The organism is Bacillus sp. Brlt_9 (assembly GCF_051948935.1).
In the GTDB taxonomy this organism is placed as follows: Bacteria; Bacillota; Bacilli; order Bacillales; family Bacillaceae_G; genus Bacillus_A.
Genome location: NZ_JAYJLO010000014.1, coordinates 49,037 through 67,986 on the forward strand (window position 1 = coordinate 49,037; position 18,950 = coordinate 67,986).

The window sequence follows — 18,950 nt, forward strand, 5'->3', positions numbered from 1 at the left end:
CAATGTCAAATGGGGGGGAGGTATGAACTATGGTTAATCAACGTATAAAGGAAATAACACTAATTACAATTGGTTCATTATTATTCGCAATTGGTATTAATTACTTTGCAATTCCAAACCGTTTATCAGAGGGTGGAATTATTGGTGTAACGGTTGTTACGTACTATTTATTTGAGTGGTCGCCAGGGGTTGTAAACTTTGCTATAAATGCAATCTTACTAGCTATTGGTTATAAATTTTTTGATAAGAAAACGATGGTTTATACAATTTTAGGGATTGTAGAAACATCTTTGTTTTTATATGTTACGGAACATATTGAGTATCATGTAAATAGTGATACGTTATTAGCGGCTCTATTCGCTGGCTTATTTGTCGGTGTCGGATTAGGTTGTATGTTCAAAGCCGGAGGTACATCAGGGGGATCGGCGATTTTAGCACAATTAGCAAATCAATATTTAGGGTGGAGCGTTGGTAAAGGCGTACTTATTATTGATATCGTTGTAATTGCTGGTTCTGTATTTATAATAGGACAAGAAAAAGCAATGTACACACTTGTTGCAGTATTCATCGGAGCAAAAGTGATTGATTTCATTGTAGAAGGAATGGATACAAAAACGGCTGTTACAATCATTTCAAATCAACCAGACTTAATACGTGAGGCTATTACGAAAAACATGACACGCGGTGTCACTGTATTAGAAGGACGCGGCGGATATACTGGTAAAAATAAAGAAGTTTTATATGTTGTTATTAATAAACAAGAGCTTGTTAAGTTAAAGCAAGTTATTAGCCGAGTAGATGAAGATGCTTTCGTTGTTATTCATGATGTACGTGATGTGCTTGGCGGTGGCTTTAAAGCGAGCTAAAAGGTGAACGAGTAAATTCGTTCACCTTTTTTTATTCTTACAAAAATGTAAGTGTAATGTAATGAGATTCAATAGTAGATTTTATTCCTTCTTTTTAAAATGGATGTATATATATCCTGCTGAGGAGGAATGTTTATTATGAAGAAAAAAATGATCACTACTATAATAGCGATGGTAGTGATAGTAGTAATGTTACTGCCTACGAAACTTGGACCAGTTATCGATAAATATAATCCACTTTATAAGACGAAAGAATACTATACGGTTGTGAATACAATTGGTCAGCATATTGGTGATGAGTGGTATGAATATGAATTTATTGCATTTGACGAACGTGGAAGAGAACAAAAAATAAAGAAGACTGTTAAGCATATGTTAAAGAGAGATGAAGCATTAAAGGTGTATGCAAAGGGACGTTACGGCGAGGCAATTGAAGAAATTGAAGCAGTAAATATTCCTATTAATGCAAAGAGTAAACTTTTAGCGATGAGATAGCGGATTATACCCCTACCTATTTTTTGTCGAAAATAAAAATACGAGGTAGGGGTATTTTGAGATTCATAAAAAAGCCTTAGTCTATAGGGACTAAGGCTTTTTTATTATATAAAGGGGAAGGGGGTACATTGTAGTAGCATGAGTGAAAGGTATAAGAAGAGTAGCTACTAGCAATGTAATTTGGTTATGTGAGTGTTCTTCTTATTTGGCTTACTTGCTAACTTTATTGTACGAGATGTCAGTAAGAGAAACTATCGAATTACATTACACATAGCTTACAAACATGTAAGTCTTCTGTAATGTAATTCGATGGTTAAAAGATAGTGAATTTCATATAGTGTAATTAGAAAGTCTCACTGTATTACTTTCTGTTTGTAGTATGAATGAAGAATGAAAAACCAACTACTTTTTAATAGCCTCATCTATATGAAGATGAGGCCCTTTTTATAAACCTTACAACATTGTAAGGTTTACGTAAGTTAATTCGATAGTAAATTTGTCATATTTTTTGCATAATAAATACAAATAGATAAAAATAATTAGGGATATAGTAAGAAGGGAGAAGAATGGGATGCGTAAAGAAGAAGTAGTGAAGTTTCCAATTAAAGATTTCTGTAGCTACTTTACTGTTGCCGTAGTATGTATTGGATTATTTGATATCATAACAAACTTAATTGTTAAATAACATAGATGATAAAACAAGAAGGGGGATCCTTTCTTGTTTTTTTTATGGGGGCATAAAGATGAAATGGATTGATAGTCATATACATGTTGACCAATATAAAGATGAAGAGAAGGGCAGATTACTTAAAGATGTGGAAAATAGTAAAGAGATAAAGGGGCTTATTGCGGTATCTATGGATTATCAATCATGTAAAGAAACTTTATCTTTAGCAAAGCGATATCCTTTTGTGCATCCAGCGATAGGTTTTCATCCAGAGCAACTGATTCATAAAGAAGAATGTGAGCAAATTTATAAATTAATTGAAGATCATGTAGAGGACATAGTTGCGATTGGTGAAGTAGGCTTACCGTATTATTTAAGAAATGAAGATGAGCACATTGCTATCAATTCATATATATCAGTGTTACAACGGTTTGTTGAACTAGCTAGTAAATATGATTTACCAATTATATTGCATGCAGTGTATGAAGATGCTGAGATTGTATGTGATTTACTGGAGAAATATAAAGTTTCACGTGCACATTTTCATTGGTTTAAAGGAAGTGAAGCAACAATGAAACGGATGATGAGGAACGGTTATTACATTTCTATCACGCCAGATGTTTTACATAAGGAGAAAATTAGAAAAATCGTTTCGTATTATCCACTTGAATATATGATGGTAGAAACAGATGGACCGTGGGAATTTCAAGAAGATGTTATGACGCATCCGAGAATGATTAGGGAGGTACTTAAGGAAATTAGTGTTATAAAAAATATGTCTGTTGAGAAGGTTGCGAAAACGATATATGAAAATACAATTCAGTTTTATTTGGAAGGATAGGAGTGTTACTCTTATCCTTTTTATTATGAATATTTTTTTCTAATATTTTCTATAATTTATGAAAATCATCAATGGGTTATTAATAATATGCCACGTTTTGGTTTAAGTTAAAAAAACCACCAAGTATTTTGCTTGGTGGTTTTATATTAGGATTCTAATTTTTTTGCGCGTCTTAATAATAATAGAAAGACAAGGATGAAGAAACCAAGTATAAGGAAGAATCCGTATTGTTTTACATAATCCATTATGTCACTTACGCTTGTTGGCTTTTCTACGTGAATGCCGTCTTTATTAGTAGTAATATGAATGTCTTTCATTTTTACTTCGTTTGTTTCCTTTTGTAAATCAATCCATTCTATATTTGGAATGCTTTCTAGATCCTTTAATACTTCTTTTAATGGTTTCACACCTAAGTAAGGATGATAGAATGCACCAATAACTCCATCGGATAATTTAGCAACAGATACAGCATTTGCTTTCATCCTTGCAATAGCTTGTGGCTTATCTTCTTCAATAAAGCCGACTGTTTCAGGCATTAATTTCATGCCATGTAAAAATGATGGTGTACTTCTGTATGCTGGAGAGTGCATGGATTTCCAAGTTGTATCACTTAATTGTAGTTGTCCTACATAAGTTGAAAAGTACCTTGATAATATTTCATATCCTTTTTGAGACATTGTGTAATGAGGTGCCTCAAATGCGACAGGATATAGTTTGGCATCTACAAGTTCTTCAATGCCTTTTTCAATATGATCAGTTGTATATTTTTCTTCAAACTCTTCCCCTTTTTTTACATATGTATTATAGGCTTCTATATTAGGAAAGTCATCTTTTGTTTTTGGCTTTTCATGATTCGGTTGACGAATTGGTTGGTCTGTTTTGACGTCCCAAAACTCAAAGCCTTCCCCAGTTTCACTATCATAAAATTGGTGCGTATAACCATGCATAATAATTGCTGCACCATCATCTTGCATAGAGCGTAAAAGATCGACTAGTTCAGGTTTATCTTTTAAATGTAGCGTCTTTCCTGTATCCGGATCTTTATATACTGGGATGACTGTAATCATGTAAGGAATCTTTTTCTCTTTTAGTAATGCAGCAATTTCTTTTAATTGATTTATATCTGCGGCTGGATGAACGTCCTCAAGACGTAAATAAGCTTCTACTTTATTTGCCATTGGTTTTTGTTCGAAGTAAGAAAATAACATTTCACCGACGTAATGAGACATCCAGTCAAAGAGATGTGGCGTTGCAACGTAATAAGATGTTTCATGCTGAACGATTAGTGGGTTCTTACTATTTGAACTTACAGCGTTAGCAAGAACAGTTCCGTTTGTATCAAAAGATTGAATCAATCGTTCCTCTTCTAAAGTGTTTTTTAGCTTATGGCTTGGATATTCGATTTTATTAACTCGTATATCATTATCCTTTAGTGTAATGAAAGAAAAGCGATTAGATAATTGTTCAATATTTTTTCCTAGAACTAATACTGGGCCCGAGAAGTTTTCTATAAGTTGTTTTGCTTCAGTAGGAAATTCTTCTTTTTGTTCACCGATATAGACGATATGTGTATAAGAAGATGAATTATTAATTTCATTAATCTTATTCAAACGTTTCATAGTTATATCGTTTGTAAAATGGCCTAGTTGAGTATTAAGGATTTGAATATTATTTGTAATTTTATCTTCTTTTGTACTATATAAAACAAGTACTTTGGGTTTTGATGACGTTTGTGCAGAGATGTGGATGGGCATAAGAAGTAAAATACTGAACAAGAGTATTATGCACTTTTTCATTTGGTTTGCTCCTATTCTATATGTATAGTTCAATTTACAATTATATACAAGAAATAAGTTATAGTCTATGAAGGTTATATTTTTACACGTATTTACCAGCTATTTTTTCACAAAATCGGTCTAAAGCATGATGATAATATGTATAGTTCTTTGCTATGATGTAAGGGTAAGAGAATGATAGGTTGTGGGTAATTGTAAAGGGAAGAAGGCTGAAAGGGGACAAATTTCAGCGGAGAAAGAGGTAGAGGTAGTGAAGAAATTCTTTGTAGGATTTTTAGTCGTTCTTGGGGTGTACTTATATTTCCAAGGAAAGTCTGAAGGAATGGACAAGTTAGCGAATGAGGCAAGCTATGTTAATTCAGAAGAAGCAAAACAGGTGAAACAAATTATTATAGAGGAAGCAAAGAAAGTTAATCTTCCAGAATGGATACCTCTTACAATTGCCGAACATGAAAGCCGGTTAAATCCAAGAAGTGTTGGAGATAACGGAACTTCATTCGGATTGTTTCAATTGCACCGTGGCGGCGGACTTGCACCAGATCATTTAACTGATGAAGAGTTGAAAGATCCACGTACAAATGCACAAATTGCAATGCCGCATTTAATGAAAGGATATAAGCGCGGGGTGCAAAAAGGTTTGACTGATTTTGCATTATTAAAATATATAGCAAATACATCTGGATGGCCAGGTAATTTGGGTCCAGAGTGGACGGATAATAATATGAAGTATAACGTCGGGTTAGAGGATGTGTACTATCGAAATAAAGGCGTAATAAAAGAGTAGGTTTTTTATACCTACTCTATTTTTTTATGTATAATCGCGTCTTTTTGTTTTGTGAAATACTCCGCTAGTTGTATTTTCACCTCTTCTAGTTTTGTAGAAACTTGCGGTATTTTATATCCTACATACAACGGTGAAACGACAAACCTAGGAACAACTTTACAAATGATTTTTCCGTTGAAGTAATAGAAAAATAAGTTATAACTACTACATCCTTTATGGAAATCTGTCAGTATGTAACGTACAGTTTGCTGAATGTAATTTGCCAGTTCCTCTATGCAATCAACATCTTCAATGATGATATTAAATTCAGTAAAACCGATAATAGGACGATCTGAAATATTGAGTTCAATGCGTTCGTTTTTTTGTACAATTACTCCTTGGAAGTTGTCCTGTTCTACGTTGTCGAGATAGTCTACATATTTCATTCCGATAATTTGCATGTGTGCATGATGCAAACTTCCGCCTGAAAATGGACCATGGTTTTTGTATAAAATCACAGAGGTGAATTCTTCATTCTTCTGTAAGTCTAGCCAATGTTTAATGGAAAAACGAATTAGTGATCTCATATGTTCTTCTGTATATGTCGCAATATGGTCTTCACAATTATCTGTTTCGATTAGCACTGTTTGAAATGTATCTTGTAATGTAGGGAATTTGTTTTTTAGCCAAATAATTGATCCCTCAGTTGCTAAAATATCCGTTAAATTTTCTCTGTCGCAAAAAGGACATGCCGCGCTTCTATTCCGAATGCTTTCTGGTTTTTGTTTGCCGATATCGTTTAAAAAGTATAGTTGTTGTGTATCCATTTGTATGTATGCCCCTTTAAAATATGTGTAAAAATCCCGCTTAATACATTCGGGAAAAGGAGAAGAAAATCCTTTAAAGGGGATAGGAAAAATAAAAGACAAGATATCCTCATTAAGATAGGGTACCTTGTCTTTTATTTTTTCTTTAATAATGTGTATGGATAATATAGGTCATTTTTAATGTGCTTCTTTTTTCTATTTTTTATTGTGTATAAGGCAATCGCTGTACTTGCGATTACAATAATGGCTTTCTTCATATTCGTTTACCCCTTTTTTATTGTTGGTTTAATTCTTGGCTAACTGCTTTTGCATCAACTAGAGCGTGTAAAATCATTTTTACCATGTTCATCATATTCCTTCACTCCTTTTTATAGTTCGTTTAGTTCTTTTACAACTGCTTGTCCGTTCACTAATACCTCAAAGATTGCTTTTACGATTTCTTTCATCATGATTGTTTCCTCCTTATGTTGTCTCTCTTGTTTACATCTTTATTGTATAGGGAGGCATCTTTTCGTACTATCGCTTTCCATTACGTGAACATAACAGTTTTGTAAGATTTGATGTCACTTATTGAAATGTTTAGTCTATCTTCATTATTTTCAGAAAAATGACTATTCAAACATGAAATGGGAAAGTATAATAAAGAAGTAAGTATTAAATTCCGTACGAAAGAGGTGAATGAGATGAAACGTTCTTTAGCTGCACGTGCCAAATTTTTAGATTTTATCTATTTTTGTCGTGCGATTTTTCATGATGTAGTTGTTAACGGGATACGTCTGTCCTTTTTTAACAATTGCATAGTAGCTATTGAACGATAGAAATCTCTTCACCCATTTTTAATAAACGTGTGAAAAGGGAGCTATTTGGCTTCCTTTTTCTATGCCGAAAACCATGGGGAATGTTTCTTTCCCATGGTTTTTTATATTGAAAGGAGTACGGAAAATGACAATTTGTAGTGTAAATAATGTAACGAAATCTTTTGGTGGAAACATCATATTTGAAAATATATCGCTTGAAATAAAGAATGGTGAACGTGTTGGATTAGTTGGCCGTAACGGTAGTGGGAAGACAACAATCTTTCAGCTGCTAACTGGAATGGAAAGTTTGGATACAGGGGCCATTCATATGAAGAAAGGTACACGTATTGGTCATGTGGCACAAATTCCGAAATTTGATGAGGGTATGACGGTATATGATGTATTGAGTTCCGCTTTTAAAACAGAAAAGGAATTAGAAAGGGAGATGCGGACTTTAGAAAAACATATGGCGGAAGAACAAGAATCGTCTGCTTTACAAAGATTAATGGAGAGGTACGGAATAATTCAAGAAAAGTTTGCATTCCTTGGTGGTTATGAAATAGAAGCAAACATTATGAAGGTAGCAAATGGTCTACAGGTGACAGAACTATTTTCTCGATCATTTCCGGAGTTAAGTGGCGGGGAACAAACAAAAGTAAGCCTTGCATACATGTTATTGCATAAACCAGATTTACTTTTATTAGATGAACCAACCAATCATTTAGATTTATTTGCGGTGGAATGGCTAGAGCAATTTTTGAAAGAATACAATGGAACGGTTATGGTCATTTCACATGATCGCTATTTCCTTGATGAAGTTGTAACGAAGATTTTTGATTTAGAAGATGGAGAGATTCACGTGTATCATACAAACTACTCTCAGTTTGTTGAGGAAAAGGAAGAGCGGTTGCTTCAAGAGTTTCAGGCTTATCAAGAACAGCAAAAGAAAATAAAGAAAATGAAAGAAGCCATTAAACGACTACGTGAATGGGCAAATCAGGCGAATCCTCCGAATGAAGGATTGCATAAGAGAGCGAGAAGTATGGAACGTGCACTGGAACGTATGGAGAAACTAAAGAAACCTATTTTAGAACGAAAACAAATGGGACTTCAGTTTGAAGGGCAAGAGAGAAGTGGGAAAGATGTTGTTGTAATGAAAGAAGTGAGTAAAGGGTTTGCTGGCCATCCTTTATTTAATGAAGCAAATTTACATGTTCGTTTTCAAGAGCGTGCGGCAATCGTCGGTCGTAATGGTACAGGAAAGACGACGCTACTAAAATTATTATTAGAAGAAATAGAACCAGATGCTGGTGAAATTCGAATTGGTAGCAGTGTGAAAATCGGTTATTTATCACAGCATGCGTACGGAAATGTGAAGAGTAATGTATTAGAAGCCTTTAGGGAATATGTAGCTGTAACAGAGGGAGAAGCGAGACATATATTAGCTAAGTTTTTATTTTATGGTCCAGCGGTGTTTAAGAAAGTAACACAACTGAGTGGTGGAGAAAAAATGAGATTAAGGCTTGCGCAACTTATGTATCAAGATATCAATTTTTTAATTTTAGATGAGCCGACAAACCATCTCGATATTGAATCAAGGGAAGTTTTAGAGGAAGCTCTTGAACAATATAATGGAACGATTTTAGCTGTTTCACATGATCGTTATTTTTTAAATAAGTTATTTGAAAAGACGTATTGGATTGATGAGCGTAAATTATTTGAGTTTGCAGGGAACTATGCATGGGCGCGTCAAAAGTGGGAAGAAAAACTCGAGACACAAGTAATAAAGCAGCAACGCCAAGGAAGAAAAAGTATTGAAACAGCACCTGTAAAAAAGAAAGAAGTTAGGGATATTGAGGAAATTGAAATAGAGTTAATGCGTGTAGAAGAAGATATATATACGCTTGATCATAAGATGGAACATGTAGTTGATGTTGAAATGCTTGAACAATTGTATGAAGAAAAAACGAAGAAAGAGTTGTTACGAGCGGAGTTATATAATGAGTTAGAGAATATTGTGGAGTAAAAAGTGGAAAGCGAATTCCTTTCAGTTTTGCTGAAGGAATTCGCTTTTTTATATGGATACTTTACTTTAAGAGATAAATAAAAGTTGTGTTTCACGTGAAACACATATTTCATAAATTTATGTTCCGCAATTTGCATAGATTGTGAAACATAAATGGTATTAGGCGATTTTTAGATCGATTAATTATTTCCCGAGACATAAGTGCGTGAAACTACGATTCATGATTGAAAATAAAAAAACAGAGTTACAGCTTTACACGCTGAACTCTGTTTTCTTTTTGTGTCGTATCTTCTCTTGTTGAAATGATAATAGCGATCCCGAGCATAATAAAAAAAGCTAAAAAGAGGACGAACTTTGGGAAGAATGGGAATAGTAATAGCGCCCCGACTATCATAATTGTTAATAATACGTAGTGCAGGACGTATTGGAATAGGTTGTCCATGTTTTCGCCCCCTTTTTGGTAATTGGTTATTACTATTCTATGTTTCATACGGAACGAATAGAAGTGAATTGTTAATTTTTTTATACGAAATAAAAGGGGAATATTGACATGTTTAAAGGAAAGGAATAATCTTGAAATTAATTCATACTATTTTTATAGGATAAATAAAGATAGTTACAGAAAGGAGGTCTATGTTCCTACATTGTTAAAAATCAGGAAGGTAAAGGTGAGCGTGCGATGAAAAATACTTTTAAAGGAGTACTTGCTACATTTCTTAGTGTATCAGTATTACTAGCCGGATGTGGTCAAGAGGAAGCGAGTACAAATGAAGCCGGGAATGTACCAAAAGTAAAAGATGAATTTATTAAGGCAAGCGATAAATCAAAAAGTCCTACGAAAGTAAAAGAGAGGAAAGATACTTTTGTAGTTGGAATGCCGAGTCCTGGAGGCATATTCCTTCCGCACTTTATGGAGAATGGATGGGATGGTAATATAACGCAAGCTATATTTGCACCTCTTGTTGGACTCGATAAGGAAGGAAAACCAATTCCTATTTTGGCGAAGAAGTGGGATATTTCGGAGGATCAGCTTACATATACGTTTCATTTGAAAGATGATTTAAAGTTTAGTGACGGTACACTGTTAACTGCAGATGATGTAGCGTTTACATTAACGTTATTACACGATCCAACTTATAGTGGTGCGACTGACATTAGTCAAACAGCAATAAAAGGTGGGCAAGCATATAAAGAAGGAAAAGCAAATTCTATTGAGGGAATCCAGGTCATTGATCCGAAAACAATTACGATTACAACCGAGAAAGTAAATGCCCAAACATTATCGTTAATTGGCGGAGAAGTTATATCTAAAGATTATTACGGAAAAGAGTATAAGCAAGGACATTTGGAGTACTTAAAAGAGTTGTATGGGAAGCCGGTGGGAGCAGGAGCCTATAAGCTAGATAAATACATTCCAGGTCAAGAAGTTCGATTTGTAGCAAATGAAAATTATTTTGAAGGAAAACCGAAGATTGAACACTTTATTTATAAAATTTCAAAAGGTGATACGAAGTTGCAGCAATTTCAAGCCGGGGAAGTAGATTATGATGGTTTTACGACAAACGTGGAGACGATTGAACAATTAAAAGATTTAGGTTTTGCTAATATTAATGTGTATACAGGAAGCTCTTACGGCTACATTAAAATGAATTATAAGAAGCCATACTTTAAAGATAAACGTGTCCGACAAGCATTTATTTACGGATTAGAGCGTCAAAAGGTTATTGATACGTATTTCCAAGGTTATGCTTCACTCGTTAATGTACCGATTACGCCAGTTTCTTGGGCGTATACAGAAGAGGGGATTAATAAATATGAGTATAACTTAGAGAAAGCAAAGAAATTACTGGATGAGGCTGGATGGAAAGCAGGTTCTGATGGAATTCGTGAAAAAGATGGGCAAAAATTGAAAGTAAGTTATTTTGCTTCATCAGCAAGTAAAATAAATGATGTAATGATTCCTGTGATGAAAGAAGATTATAAAAAGCTTGGTGTAGAGTTCAGCCCAGAATATATGGACTTTAATACAATGATTTCAAAAGTGATAAAAGGTGATTATGATTTAGCGATGGTATCTACGCCAATGATTGATGATCCGAGTGGAACGATTGAAGAGTTTGTTTCAACAAGTAAACGAAATTACGACGGATATTATAATCCAAAAGTAGATGATTTAGCTAAGCAAGCATTGGAAACGTTGGATATTGAAAAGCGAAAAGAAATCTATAAAAAGTTATATCAAGAGTTAAGCGAAGACCCGCCCGTAATCTTCTTAAATAATAGCAAAGTGGTGTCTGCGCATAACGCAAGAATTCAAGGATTACAAGAAGATAACTATAACGGCATTTTATTAAGTTTACCTAAATTAAAGATAGAACGATAATTTTTTAAAAATTATCAAAATATTTCTTTAGAAAGAATTGACAAAATATAACTGGCGATATAAGCTAATAACCATAAAGTCTACCGGAAAGGTCGGAATAAGATTGTTACCCCTCAAAAACATCTATTTTTTTACGATTAAAACCGACTTTTCCGATTGGCTATAAAAGTTGCTGTGGGAGGCATACATAAGGTAAGTAGTTCAGAGGGTATAATCATAAAAAAGTTAGGGTGGGGACAATGAAGACAAAGACGAAAAAATGGGCTGGTGTATTTTCGGTATTACTGAGTAGTTCGCTTGTTTTATCCGCTTGTGGGGGACAGGAGGAGACGGCTTCTACAGAACCGGTAAAAAAGCAGGATTTAAAAGACGCTAAGATTGAATCAATTCCAGCTACAGATAAAAAGAAAAGTCCAGAGAAAGCAAATCAACGAAAAGATACTTTTATTACAGCCATTTCTAAGCCAGGGGGAGTTTTCCTTCCATATTTCCAAGAGAATGGTTGGGATGGAAATGTAACGTCTGTGATTTTTGCATCATTAGTAACAACAGACAAACAAAGTAAACCTGTTCCGGATCTTGCAGAAAAATGGGATATTTCTGCTGACCAGTTAACATATACATTCCACTTACGTAAAAATTTGAAATTTAGTGATGGATCCCCTTTAACGGCGGATGACGTAGCGTTTACACTAACACTACTTCATGATAAAGCGTATGAAGGTGGATTGGATATTGCTCAGTATGCTGTTAAAGGCGGGAAAGAATATAAAGAAGGAAAAGCAACTTCTATTGAAGGAATTCAAGTTGTTGATCCGCAGACAATTAAAATTACAACTGAAAAAGTTAATTCACAGGCGTTAACGAATTTAGGTGGCCCAGTGCTATCAAAAGCTTACTATGGAAAAGATTATAAACAAAATACAAGTTTAGACTATTTAAAAGCATTATATGGGCAACCAATTGCAGCGGGTCCATATAAATTTGAAAAATATGTTCCAGGTCAAGAAGTACGCTTTGTTGCTAATGAAAATTATTATGCAGGTAAACCAAAAATAAAAAATTTTATTTACAAAATCACATCAGGTGATACTGGATTCCAATTATTCCAAACAGGTGAACTGGACTATAGTGGATTTAGAGCAAATCCTGAGAATATAGACCAATTAAAAGGATTAGAGTTTGCAAATATTAATCTTGAGTCATCAAGTGATATTGCTTATATCTATGTAAATAATAAGAAATCGTATTTGAAAGATAAGAAGGTACGTCAAGCACTTACTTATGGATTAGACCGTAAGAAGTATGTAGATACAGCTTTACAAGGATATGGCTCTGTTGCTAATGTACCAATTGCTCCAGTTTCATGGGCGTATACAGAAGAAGGGATTAATAAATATCCACACGACGTAGAAAAGGCTAAAAAATTATTGGATGAAGCTGGTTGGAAAGTAGGTTCTGACGGGGTTCGTGAAAAAGATGGTCAAAAGTTAAAACTAACATACTACGCATCAAATACAGGTAAGACAAATGATATCTTTATTCCAATTGCAAAAGAAAGTTACAAGGAAATTGGTGTTGAATTAAATCCAGAGTTGATGGACTTTAATACGATGCTTTCAAAAGTAGGAAAAGGTGACTACGATTTAGCGGCAGTTTCAACACCAGGAATTAGTGACCCAAGTGAAGTTGTAAGTGATTACTTATCAACTAATCCAAAAAGTGATACGGGTTATAGCAACCCGAAAGTAGATGATTTGATTGTAAAAGGTATAGGGACGACAGATATTGAAAAACGTAAAGCGATTTATAAAGAACTGTATAAAGAGTTAAGTGATGATCCACCAGTTATTTTATTAAACTATCGCAAACTACTTTATGCTCATAATGCACGTATAAAAGGAATTGATCCAGAAAAATACGATAGCATTAGTTCTAACTTACCAGTGTTATCTATTGAACAATAAGGGTTGACCTAAATAATAGAAGGCGTTTTTTCATACAGCGATGGAATAGTAGCTGTTTTGAAAAAATGTTCTTCTATTTTTAAGTAAATAGGATTGGGGAGACAAAAGGTGAAAACATATATCATTCGTAGGTTCCTTCAAATGATCCCTACATTGTTTGGTACATCTATTATTATTTTTTTCTTATTTGCACTTTTGCCAGGGGATTATATTGATTCAAATCCAAAGTTAACACCAGAGAGAGCCCAAGAATTAAGGGAATTATACGGCTTAAACAAACCAATTATTGAAAGGTATTTTCATTGGTTAGTGAATGCTTTGTATGGTGATTTTGGATTTTCTTTACAGTATCAAGAACCGGTAACTTCATTACTTAATAAATTCATTTGGAATACATTTATCGTTGCTGTTGCAGCTTTATTTTTCACTTGGATTATTGCTCTTATTATTGGGGTTATTTCTGCAACAAAGCAGCACTCTTGGTTTGATAGATTGGTAACAATAGGTGTCTTTGCAGCAATGTCATTTCCATCATTCTTTATCGGACTATTTTTAATTAAATTATTAGCAGTTGATTTAAAGTTATTACCTATTGGTGGCATGATTGATATTGGGAGTAACTCAACAGGGATAGCATACATATTAGAAGTATTACGTCATATGATTCTACCTGTATTTATTTTAACGCTTCTTGGTGTAGGATCGTTAACACGATATTTTAGAACCGGCATGTTGGATGTTATTAGACAAGATTATATTCGTACTGCTCGTGCAAAAGGTTTAAAAGAAAGAACCGTTATTTATAAACATGCATTGAAAAATGCAATTTTGCCAGCAATTACATTACTCGCTTTTGAATTACCGGGTTTATTTTCAGGGGCTATTATTATTGAACAGATTTTTAACTGGCCAGGGATTGGGAGTATTCAATTAGAGGCATTAAATTTCCGTGATTATACGGTATTAATGGCCTTTACGATGTTCCTTTCTTGTTTAACAATTATGGCTAATTTCTTAGCTGATATTGTATATGCGTTTGTTGATCCAAGAATTCGATTGAAGTAAGGGGGGAAAGATATGGAGACTATTACACCGATAATAGAGAAAAAGAAAGAACGAAAAAAGAGAAACGAATCATCACCATGGCGCCAAGCGTATAAAAAAATTAAGAAAAATAAGATGGCACTGTGTGGCTTATACGTTTTAATATTTATGTTTTTATTTAGTTTTATCGGTCCAATCTTTTCACCGTATGCTGATGGGAAAGTACAAGTAACACAAATTAATAAACCTCCCAGCCTGTCGCATTGGCTTGGAACAGACCAGCTAGGACGAGATATTTTAACTAGACTTATGCAAGCAGGGCGTATTTCATTAACAATTGGTTTAGCGTCAATGCTACTATCCGTTATACTAGGAGCTTTATTAGGAGCAATTGCTGGTTTTTATCGAGGGGTTGTGGATCATTTAATTATGCGTGTTGCGGATGTGTTAATGTCCATTCCGGGATTACCGCTACTTATTATAATGGGAGCAATTTTATCAGAATGGAAATTACCATCGGAGTACCGTTTATATGTTGTGATGATTATTTTAAGTTTAGTAGGATGGCCAGGACTTGCCCGCCTTGTGAGAGGACAAATTTTAACATTGAGGGAGCAAGCCTTTATGCAAGCAGCAGATGTATTAGGATTAAAAGATTCTCGGAAAATCATTCATCATTTAATTCCCAACGTCTTTCCGTTGCTTATTGTTGTAGCAACTTTGGGCGTGGCTGGATCTATTTTAAGTGAATCCGCACTAAGCTACTTAGGTCTCGGCGTCGTCCCGCCTACACCATCATGGGGGAATATGATTAGCGCAGCTAACTCATTAATCGATTTCCAAAAGCGTCCGTGGCTATGGATTCCGCCCGGTTTTGCAATCTTTATAACAGTTGTATCAATTAACTTACTTGGTGATGCACTTCGTGATGCGTTAGATCCAAAGATGAGACGGTAGGTGAGAAGATATGAGCAAGGCAGTAGTAGAGCTGAAAGATTTACAAACACACTTTCAAACCGAGGAAGGGACAGTAAAGGCTGTAAACCATGTTAGCTTTGCAGTTCGAGAAGGTGAAACGGTTTGTGTTGTAGGCGAATCGGGATGTGGGAAAAGTGTAACAGCTTTATCTATTATGGGACTTATTGCTGAATCGGGCAGTGTAGTAGGTGGAGATATTTTATATGAAGGAAAAAGTCTTTTAAGAATGAAGGAGAAAGAGCTTCGTAGTTTACGAGGCAATGATATTGCGATGATTTTCCAAGAACCGATGACATCGCTAAATCCAGTCTTCACTGTAGGGGAACAAATTGTAGAGACGTTAAGGGAGCATGAACTGCTTAGCAAAAATGAAGCATACAAGAAAGCAATCGAATTAATTCGTAAAGTTGGCATAGCTCGTGCGGATGAAATCGTCCATTCTTATCCACATGAACTGAGCGGTGGTATGTTACAACGTATTATGATTGCTGTTGCACTTAGTTGTAATCCTAAGTTATTAATTGCTGATGAACCGACAACGGCCCTTGATGTTACGATTCAAGCTCAAATATTGGACTTATTAAGACAAGTAAAAGAGGAATTTAAAACATCCATTTTATTAATTACACATGATTTAGGCGTTGTAGCAGAAATGGCTGATTACGTTGTCGTTATGTATGGCGGGAAAGTTATTGAAGAAGCACCAGTACTAGAGATATTCCAAAATCCGAAACACCCATATACGAAAGGCTTGTTGAAATCAAAACCAGTGATGGGAAAACGAATAGATAAACTATATTCTATTCCAGGGCAAGTTCCTAATTTAGTCGGTTTGGATGAATTTTGCTACTTTAGCGGTCGTTGTGAGCATTGTATGGAAATATGTAAAGAAGAAGCACCAAATCTGAATGTACATGATGAGAATCATAAAGTAGCTTGCTGGTTATATGAGGAGCGTGCGGAACAATGAGTGAACCATTATTAGAAGTAAAAAACTTAAAAACATATTTTCCGATTAAAGGCGGCATATTTAGTAGAACGGTTGGCCATGTAAAAGCAGTTGATGGAGTAAGCTTTACTATTAATAAAGGTGAAGTATTTGGCCTTGTTGGCGAATCAGGAAGCGGGAAAACAACGATAGGAAAAACAATTTTACGTCTCGTCCAAAAAACGGAAGGGGAAGTGAAGTTTAAAGGAAAGGATGTTTATTCTCTATCAAAAGAGGAATTGAGAAAACATCGTCCTAATATGCAGCTTGTGTTTCAAGATCCATTTAGCTCATTAAATCCGAGAATGAGAATTGGAGAAGCACTTGGCGAGCCAATGTTGGCTCACGGACTAGCAACGAAAGAAAATGTTCGTGAAAAAGTGACAGAAGTATTAGAGTTATGTGGCTTAGCCCCATATCATATTGACCGGTATCCTCATGAGTTTTCTGGTGGACAACGTCAACGTATCGTTATCGCAAGAGCTATGGTATTAAATCCAGAATTTATTGTAGCTGACGAACCTGTAGCAGCACTAGATGTATCTATTCAAGCACAGATCATTAATTTATTTAGTGAATTACAGGAGAAAAAGGGACTATCTTATTTGTTCATTTCACATGATTTAAGCGTAGTAGAGCACTTATGTACAAAAATTGGAATTATGTATTTAGGAACGATTGTGGAAACAGCGCCGCGTGATGAGTTATTTACGAACCCACTTCATCCGTATACAAAAGCATTGTTATCGGCTGTGCCAATACCAGATCCAACAGTGAAGCGAGAGCGGATTATACTAGAGGGTGACATCCCAAGTCCAGCAAATCCACCCTCGGGTTGTCGTTTTCATACACGTTGCCCGTTTGCAACAGATATTTGTAAACAAACGGTACCAGAATTCCGTAATGTTGGTGAGGAGCATTTTGTTGCTTGCCATCACGTATAAAAGAAAAGGACCCTTTCAAATGGAAAGGGTCCTTTTCTTTTATTTACTAGATGAAGTTTGTTGCAATACAAATTGCTCGATTGCATGAGCAACACCATGTTCATTGTTTGTTAATGTTACAACATCACATAGTTTTTTTACATCTTCTTCAGCATTGCCCATCGCAACTGATAAGCCAGCTACTTGTAACATTGGTACATCATTAAAGTTGTCCCCAATTGCAATAGTATTTTCAATTGGTATGTTGAAATAAGCAGCCATTTCTTGTAGACCGTTTCCTTTATGACCAAGCTTATCCATAATTTCTACATTAGTAGGAGCTGATGCTGTAACCGAAATATCAGTGTCTTCTTGTAACATACTTAATAGCTGTGCACGATGCGCTGCATTAAATGTCAAAATGAAGAATTTAGATATTTCTAATTCTGGATTATTTACAACATCTTCGATTTTTTGGAAATCAGTAATTAAGTTTGATTTCTTTTGTTTTTCTGTAATTCTCTCAAGTTCCTCAAGTGTAACATCTAGTGCATGCTTGTTCTCTTCGAAAGCTTGCATGACTTGATCTTGCCATGTATATGGAGAATAAACTCCTTTATTCGTATATAGCTTATAAGGAAAACCTTCAGATTCTAGTAATTTTGCAAGCTTGTATACTTTATCGTTTTGTAAACAACGCGAGTTAATTACTTTTCCATCCACATAAACAATTGCCCCATTGCTCGCTCCAACTGGAAGAGATAGTTTATATTCTTCCAATAATTTTAAAGCATCCTCTTTTGCACGACCAGAACAAATCATGACAATATGACCAGCCTCTTTTGCAGCTTGGATAGCTTGTAAGTTCTCTTTGGAGATTTCAAGATTAGATGATAGTAGTGTACCATCCATATCTAATGCGATTAATTTCAAAATGACCACCTCTTTGCTTTTATTATACATAGTTATATAGAGGAAACATATAAACTTATCTTGGAAAGATTGTATTTTATCCCGCTTTAATGGGCAGTAAGACCCCCACCTCAAAATTCAGCGAAAGCAAAGAATTTAGGTGGGGGTCGGGCTATCCATAAAAGTCCGATTGGTTCAACTAATAATCAGTGGGGGGATGAAGCCCCCACTAATTAAAGTTTCACTTTATCTCGAATAAATCGTTAGTGAAAATTTGATAGATTCCAACGTATTCATTCCAATATGCACTTTAATTTGTAATAAAAGTAGGAGGTAGTATGGGGATATTTCGTTATATGACTGTAATATTACAATAACATTACAAACATAGGATTAGTAGAAAGTGCATTAAAACAAGGTTTTCAAGGGTGTTTATAAAAAAACGTAAAAAAAGTGTAATAAAATTTACGTAATTATATTGCAACGTAACAATAGTTATGTTACATTAATGTTACAAACGTTACGTTATTAAATTTAATGTAACGCCAACATAAAAACTATGAAATAAACATTTCTTAGAAATTACATATAGATAACTTATTAAAAGGAGGATACATAAAATGAAAGAGCAAGTATTACAAGTAACAAAAGGTGACTTCGTAGGATCAGCAAGTGGA

18 protein-coding genes are annotated in these 18,950 nt (G+C 34.7%); 13 read left to right on the top strand and 5 right to left on the bottom strand.

Going from position 1 to position 18,950, the window contains the following annotated elements:
* The first annotated feature begins 29 nt into the window (after nucleotides 1-29).
* The 3 genes from VF726_RS29060 (at nucleotide 30) to VF726_RS29070 (ending at nucleotide 2,869) form a co-directional block, all read left to right on the top strand.
* Entirely contained in the window at nucleotides 30-866 is an 837-nt protein-coding gene (locus VF726_RS29060; protein WP_440173718.1) for a YitT family protein, read from the top strand.
* A 138-nt stretch (nucleotides 867-1,004) separates the two neighbouring features.
* Nucleotides 1,005-1,361: a YxeA family protein gene (locus tag VF726_RS29065; protein ID WP_048525594.1), complete on the top strand. Its 357-nt coding sequence runs from the start codon at nucleotides 1,005-1,007 to the stop codon at nucleotides 1,359-1,361.
* A 743-nt stretch (nucleotides 1,362-2,104) separates the two neighbouring features.
* A complete protein-coding gene (locus tag VF726_RS29070; RefSeq protein ID WP_440173719.1) occupies nucleotides 2,105-2,869 on the top strand; it encodes a TatD family hydrolase in 765 nt (254 codons plus the stop codon).
* Nucleotides 2,870-3,015: 146 nt separating this feature from the next.
* On the opposite strand, the gene VF726_RS29075 is transcribed toward VF726_RS29070, so the two are convergent.
* The gene (locus VF726_RS29075) at nucleotides 3,016-4,665 is read right to left on the bottom strand and encodes a DUF2334 domain-containing protein (RefSeq protein WP_440173721.1); all 1,650 of its coding nucleotides are present in this window, start codon (nucleotides 4,663-4,665) and stop codon (nucleotides 3,016-3,018) included.
* A gap of 250 nt (nucleotides 4,666-4,915) precedes the next feature.
* On the opposite strand from VF726_RS29075, the gene VF726_RS29080 reads away from it, so the two are divergent.
* Entirely contained in the window at nucleotides 4,916-5,449 is a 534-nt protein-coding gene (locus VF726_RS29080) for a transglycosylase SLT domain-containing protein (protein ID WP_440173737.1), read from the top strand.
* 11 nt (nucleotides 5,450-5,460) lie between these two features.
* Here VF726_RS29080 and VF726_RS29085 read toward each other — a convergent pair whose 3' ends face one another.
* Together VF726_RS29085 and VF726_RS29090 are read right to left on the bottom strand one after the other, a co-directional pair.
* A complete protein-coding gene (locus VF726_RS29085) occupies nucleotides 5,461-6,255 on the bottom strand; it encodes a DUF4931 domain-containing protein (RefSeq protein ID WP_440173722.1) in 795 nt (264 codons plus the stop codon).
* A gap of 134 nt (nucleotides 6,256-6,389) precedes the next feature.
* A complete protein-coding gene (locus VF726_RS29090) occupies nucleotides 6,390-6,512 on the bottom strand; it encodes a spore coat protein B (protein WP_440173724.1) in 123 nt (40 codons plus the stop codon).
* A gap of 426 nt (nucleotides 6,513-6,938) precedes the next feature.
* On the opposite strand from VF726_RS29090, the gene VF726_RS29095 reads away from it, so the two are divergent.
* Nucleotides 6,939-7,073, top strand: a complete 135-nt coding sequence (locus VF726_RS29095) for an RAxF-45 family protein (RefSeq protein WP_000830642.1) — start codon at nucleotides 6,939-6,941, stop codon at nucleotides 7,071-7,073.
* A 124-nt stretch (nucleotides 7,074-7,197) separates the two neighbouring features.
* Nucleotides 7,198-9,078 (top strand): ribosomal protection-like ABC-F family protein, encoded by a 1,881-nt coding sequence (abc-f, locus tag VF726_RS29100; protein ID WP_440173726.1) that lies wholly within the window; start codon nucleotides 7,198-7,200, stop codon nucleotides 9,076-9,078.
* A gap of 244 nt (nucleotides 9,079-9,322) precedes the next feature.
* On the opposite strand, the gene VF726_RS29105 is transcribed toward abc-f, so the two are convergent.
* Nucleotides 9,323-9,520 carry a hypothetical protein gene (locus tag VF726_RS29105; RefSeq protein WP_000369258.1) on the bottom strand — a complete coding sequence of 66 codons (198 nt, stop codon included), beginning with the start codon at nucleotides 9,518-9,520 and terminating at the stop codon, nucleotides 9,323-9,325.
* Between the two features lie 237 nt (nucleotides 9,521-9,757).
* Here VF726_RS29105 and VF726_RS29110 point away from each other — a divergent pair, with 237 nt between their 5' ends.
* From VF726_RS29110 to VF726_RS29135, 6 genes are all read left to right on the top strand, one after another.
* Nucleotides 9,758-11,461, top strand: coding sequence for an ABC transporter substrate-binding protein (locus VF726_RS29110; RefSeq protein WP_440173728.1), 1,704 nt, complete (start codon nucleotides 9,758-9,760; stop codon nucleotides 11,459-11,461).
* Between the two features lie 239 nt (nucleotides 11,462-11,700).
* Nucleotides 11,701-13,428, top strand: coding sequence for an ABC transporter substrate-binding protein (locus tag VF726_RS29115; protein ID WP_440173729.1), 1,728 nt, complete (start codon nucleotides 11,701-11,703; stop codon nucleotides 13,426-13,428).
* 108 nt (nucleotides 13,429-13,536) lie between these two features.
* On the top strand, nucleotides 13,537-14,493 hold the full coding sequence (locus VF726_RS29120) for an ABC transporter permease (RefSeq protein WP_440173730.1): 957 nt from the start codon (nucleotides 13,537-13,539) through the stop codon (nucleotides 14,491-14,493).
* 12 nt (nucleotides 14,494-14,505) lie between these two features.
* Nucleotides 14,506-15,429, top strand: a complete 924-nt coding sequence (gene opp4C / locus VF726_RS29125) for an oligopeptide ABC transporter permease (protein WP_000447957.1) — start codon at nucleotides 14,506-14,508, stop codon at nucleotides 15,427-15,429.
* Between the two features lie 10 nt (nucleotides 15,430-15,439).
* The gene (locus VF726_RS29130) at nucleotides 15,440-16,420 is read left to right on the top strand and encodes an ABC transporter ATP-binding protein (protein ID WP_440173732.1); all 981 of its coding nucleotides are present in this window, start codon (nucleotides 15,440-15,442) and stop codon (nucleotides 16,418-16,420) included.
* Nucleotides 16,417-17,382, top strand: a complete 966-nt coding sequence (locus tag VF726_RS29135; RefSeq protein WP_270706034.1) for an ABC transporter ATP-binding protein — start codon at nucleotides 16,417-16,419, stop codon at nucleotides 17,380-17,382. Before VF726_RS29130 ends, VF726_RS29135 begins: the two co-directional genes overlap by 4 nt.
* A gap of 39 nt (nucleotides 17,383-17,421) precedes the next feature.
* Here VF726_RS29135 and VF726_RS29140 read toward each other — a convergent pair whose 3' ends face one another.
* Nucleotides 17,422-18,294 carry a Cof-type HAD-IIB family hydrolase gene (locus VF726_RS29140; protein WP_440173733.1) on the bottom strand — a complete coding sequence of 291 codons (873 nt, stop codon included), beginning with the start codon at nucleotides 18,292-18,294 and terminating at the stop codon, nucleotides 17,422-17,424.
* A gap of 590 nt (nucleotides 18,295-18,884) precedes the next feature.
* On the opposite strand from VF726_RS29140, the gene VF726_RS29145 reads away from it, so the two are divergent.
* A partial coding sequence (locus VF726_RS29145; protein WP_440173738.1) for a DUF3948 family protein occupies nucleotides 18,885-18,950 on the top strand: 66 nt, incomplete at its 3' end.

Bases quoted from the DNA above. Each gene is read 5' to 3' on its own strand.
- VF726_RS29060 (WP_440173718.1), top strand. From the start codon at position 30: ATGGTTAATCAACGTATAAAGGAAATAACACTAATTACAATTGGTTCA.
- VF726_RS29065 (WP_048525594.1), top strand. From the start codon at position 1,005: ATGAAGAAAAAAATGATCACTACTATAATAGCGATGGTAGTGATAGTA.
- VF726_RS29070 (WP_440173719.1), top strand. From the start codon at position 2,105: ATGAAATGGATTGATAGTCATATACATGTTGACCAATATAAAGATGAA.
- VF726_RS29075 (WP_440173721.1), bottom strand. From the start codon at position 4,665: ATGAAAAAGTGCATAATACTCTTGTTCAGTATTTTACTTCTTATGCCC.
- VF726_RS29085 (WP_440173722.1), bottom strand. From the start codon at position 6,255: ATGGATACACAACAACTATACTTTTTAAACGATATCGGCAAACAAAAA.
- VF726_RS29090 (WP_440173724.1), bottom strand. From the start codon at position 6,512: ATGAAGAAAGCCATTATTGTAATCGCAAGTACAGCGATTGCCTTATAC.
- VF726_RS29095 (WP_000830642.1), top strand. From the start codon at position 6,939: ATGAAACGTTCTTTAGCTGCACGTGCCAAATTTTTAGATTTTATCTAT.
- abc-f (WP_440173726.1), top strand. From the start codon at position 7,198: ATGACAATTTGTAGTGTAAATAATGTAACGAAATCTTTTGGTGGAAAC.
- VF726_RS29105 (WP_000369258.1), bottom strand. From the start codon at position 9,520: ATGGACAACCTATTCCAATACGTCCTGCACTACGTATTATTAACAATT.
- VF726_RS29110 (WP_440173728.1), top strand. From the start codon at position 9,758: ATGAAAAATACTTTTAAAGGAGTACTTGCTACATTTCTTAGTGTATCA.
- VF726_RS29115 (WP_440173729.1), top strand. From the start codon at position 11,701: ATGAAGACAAAGACGAAAAAATGGGCTGGTGTATTTTCGGTATTACTG.
- opp4C (WP_000447957.1), top strand. From the start codon at position 14,506: ATGGAGACTATTACACCGATAATAGAGAAAAAGAAAGAACGAAAAAAG.
- VF726_RS29130 (WP_440173732.1), top strand. From the start codon at position 15,440: ATGAGCAAGGCAGTAGTAGAGCTGAAAGATTTACAAACACACTTTCAA.
- VF726_RS29135 (WP_270706034.1), top strand. From the start codon at position 16,417: ATGAGTGAACCATTATTAGAAGTAAAAAACTTAAAAACATATTTTCCG.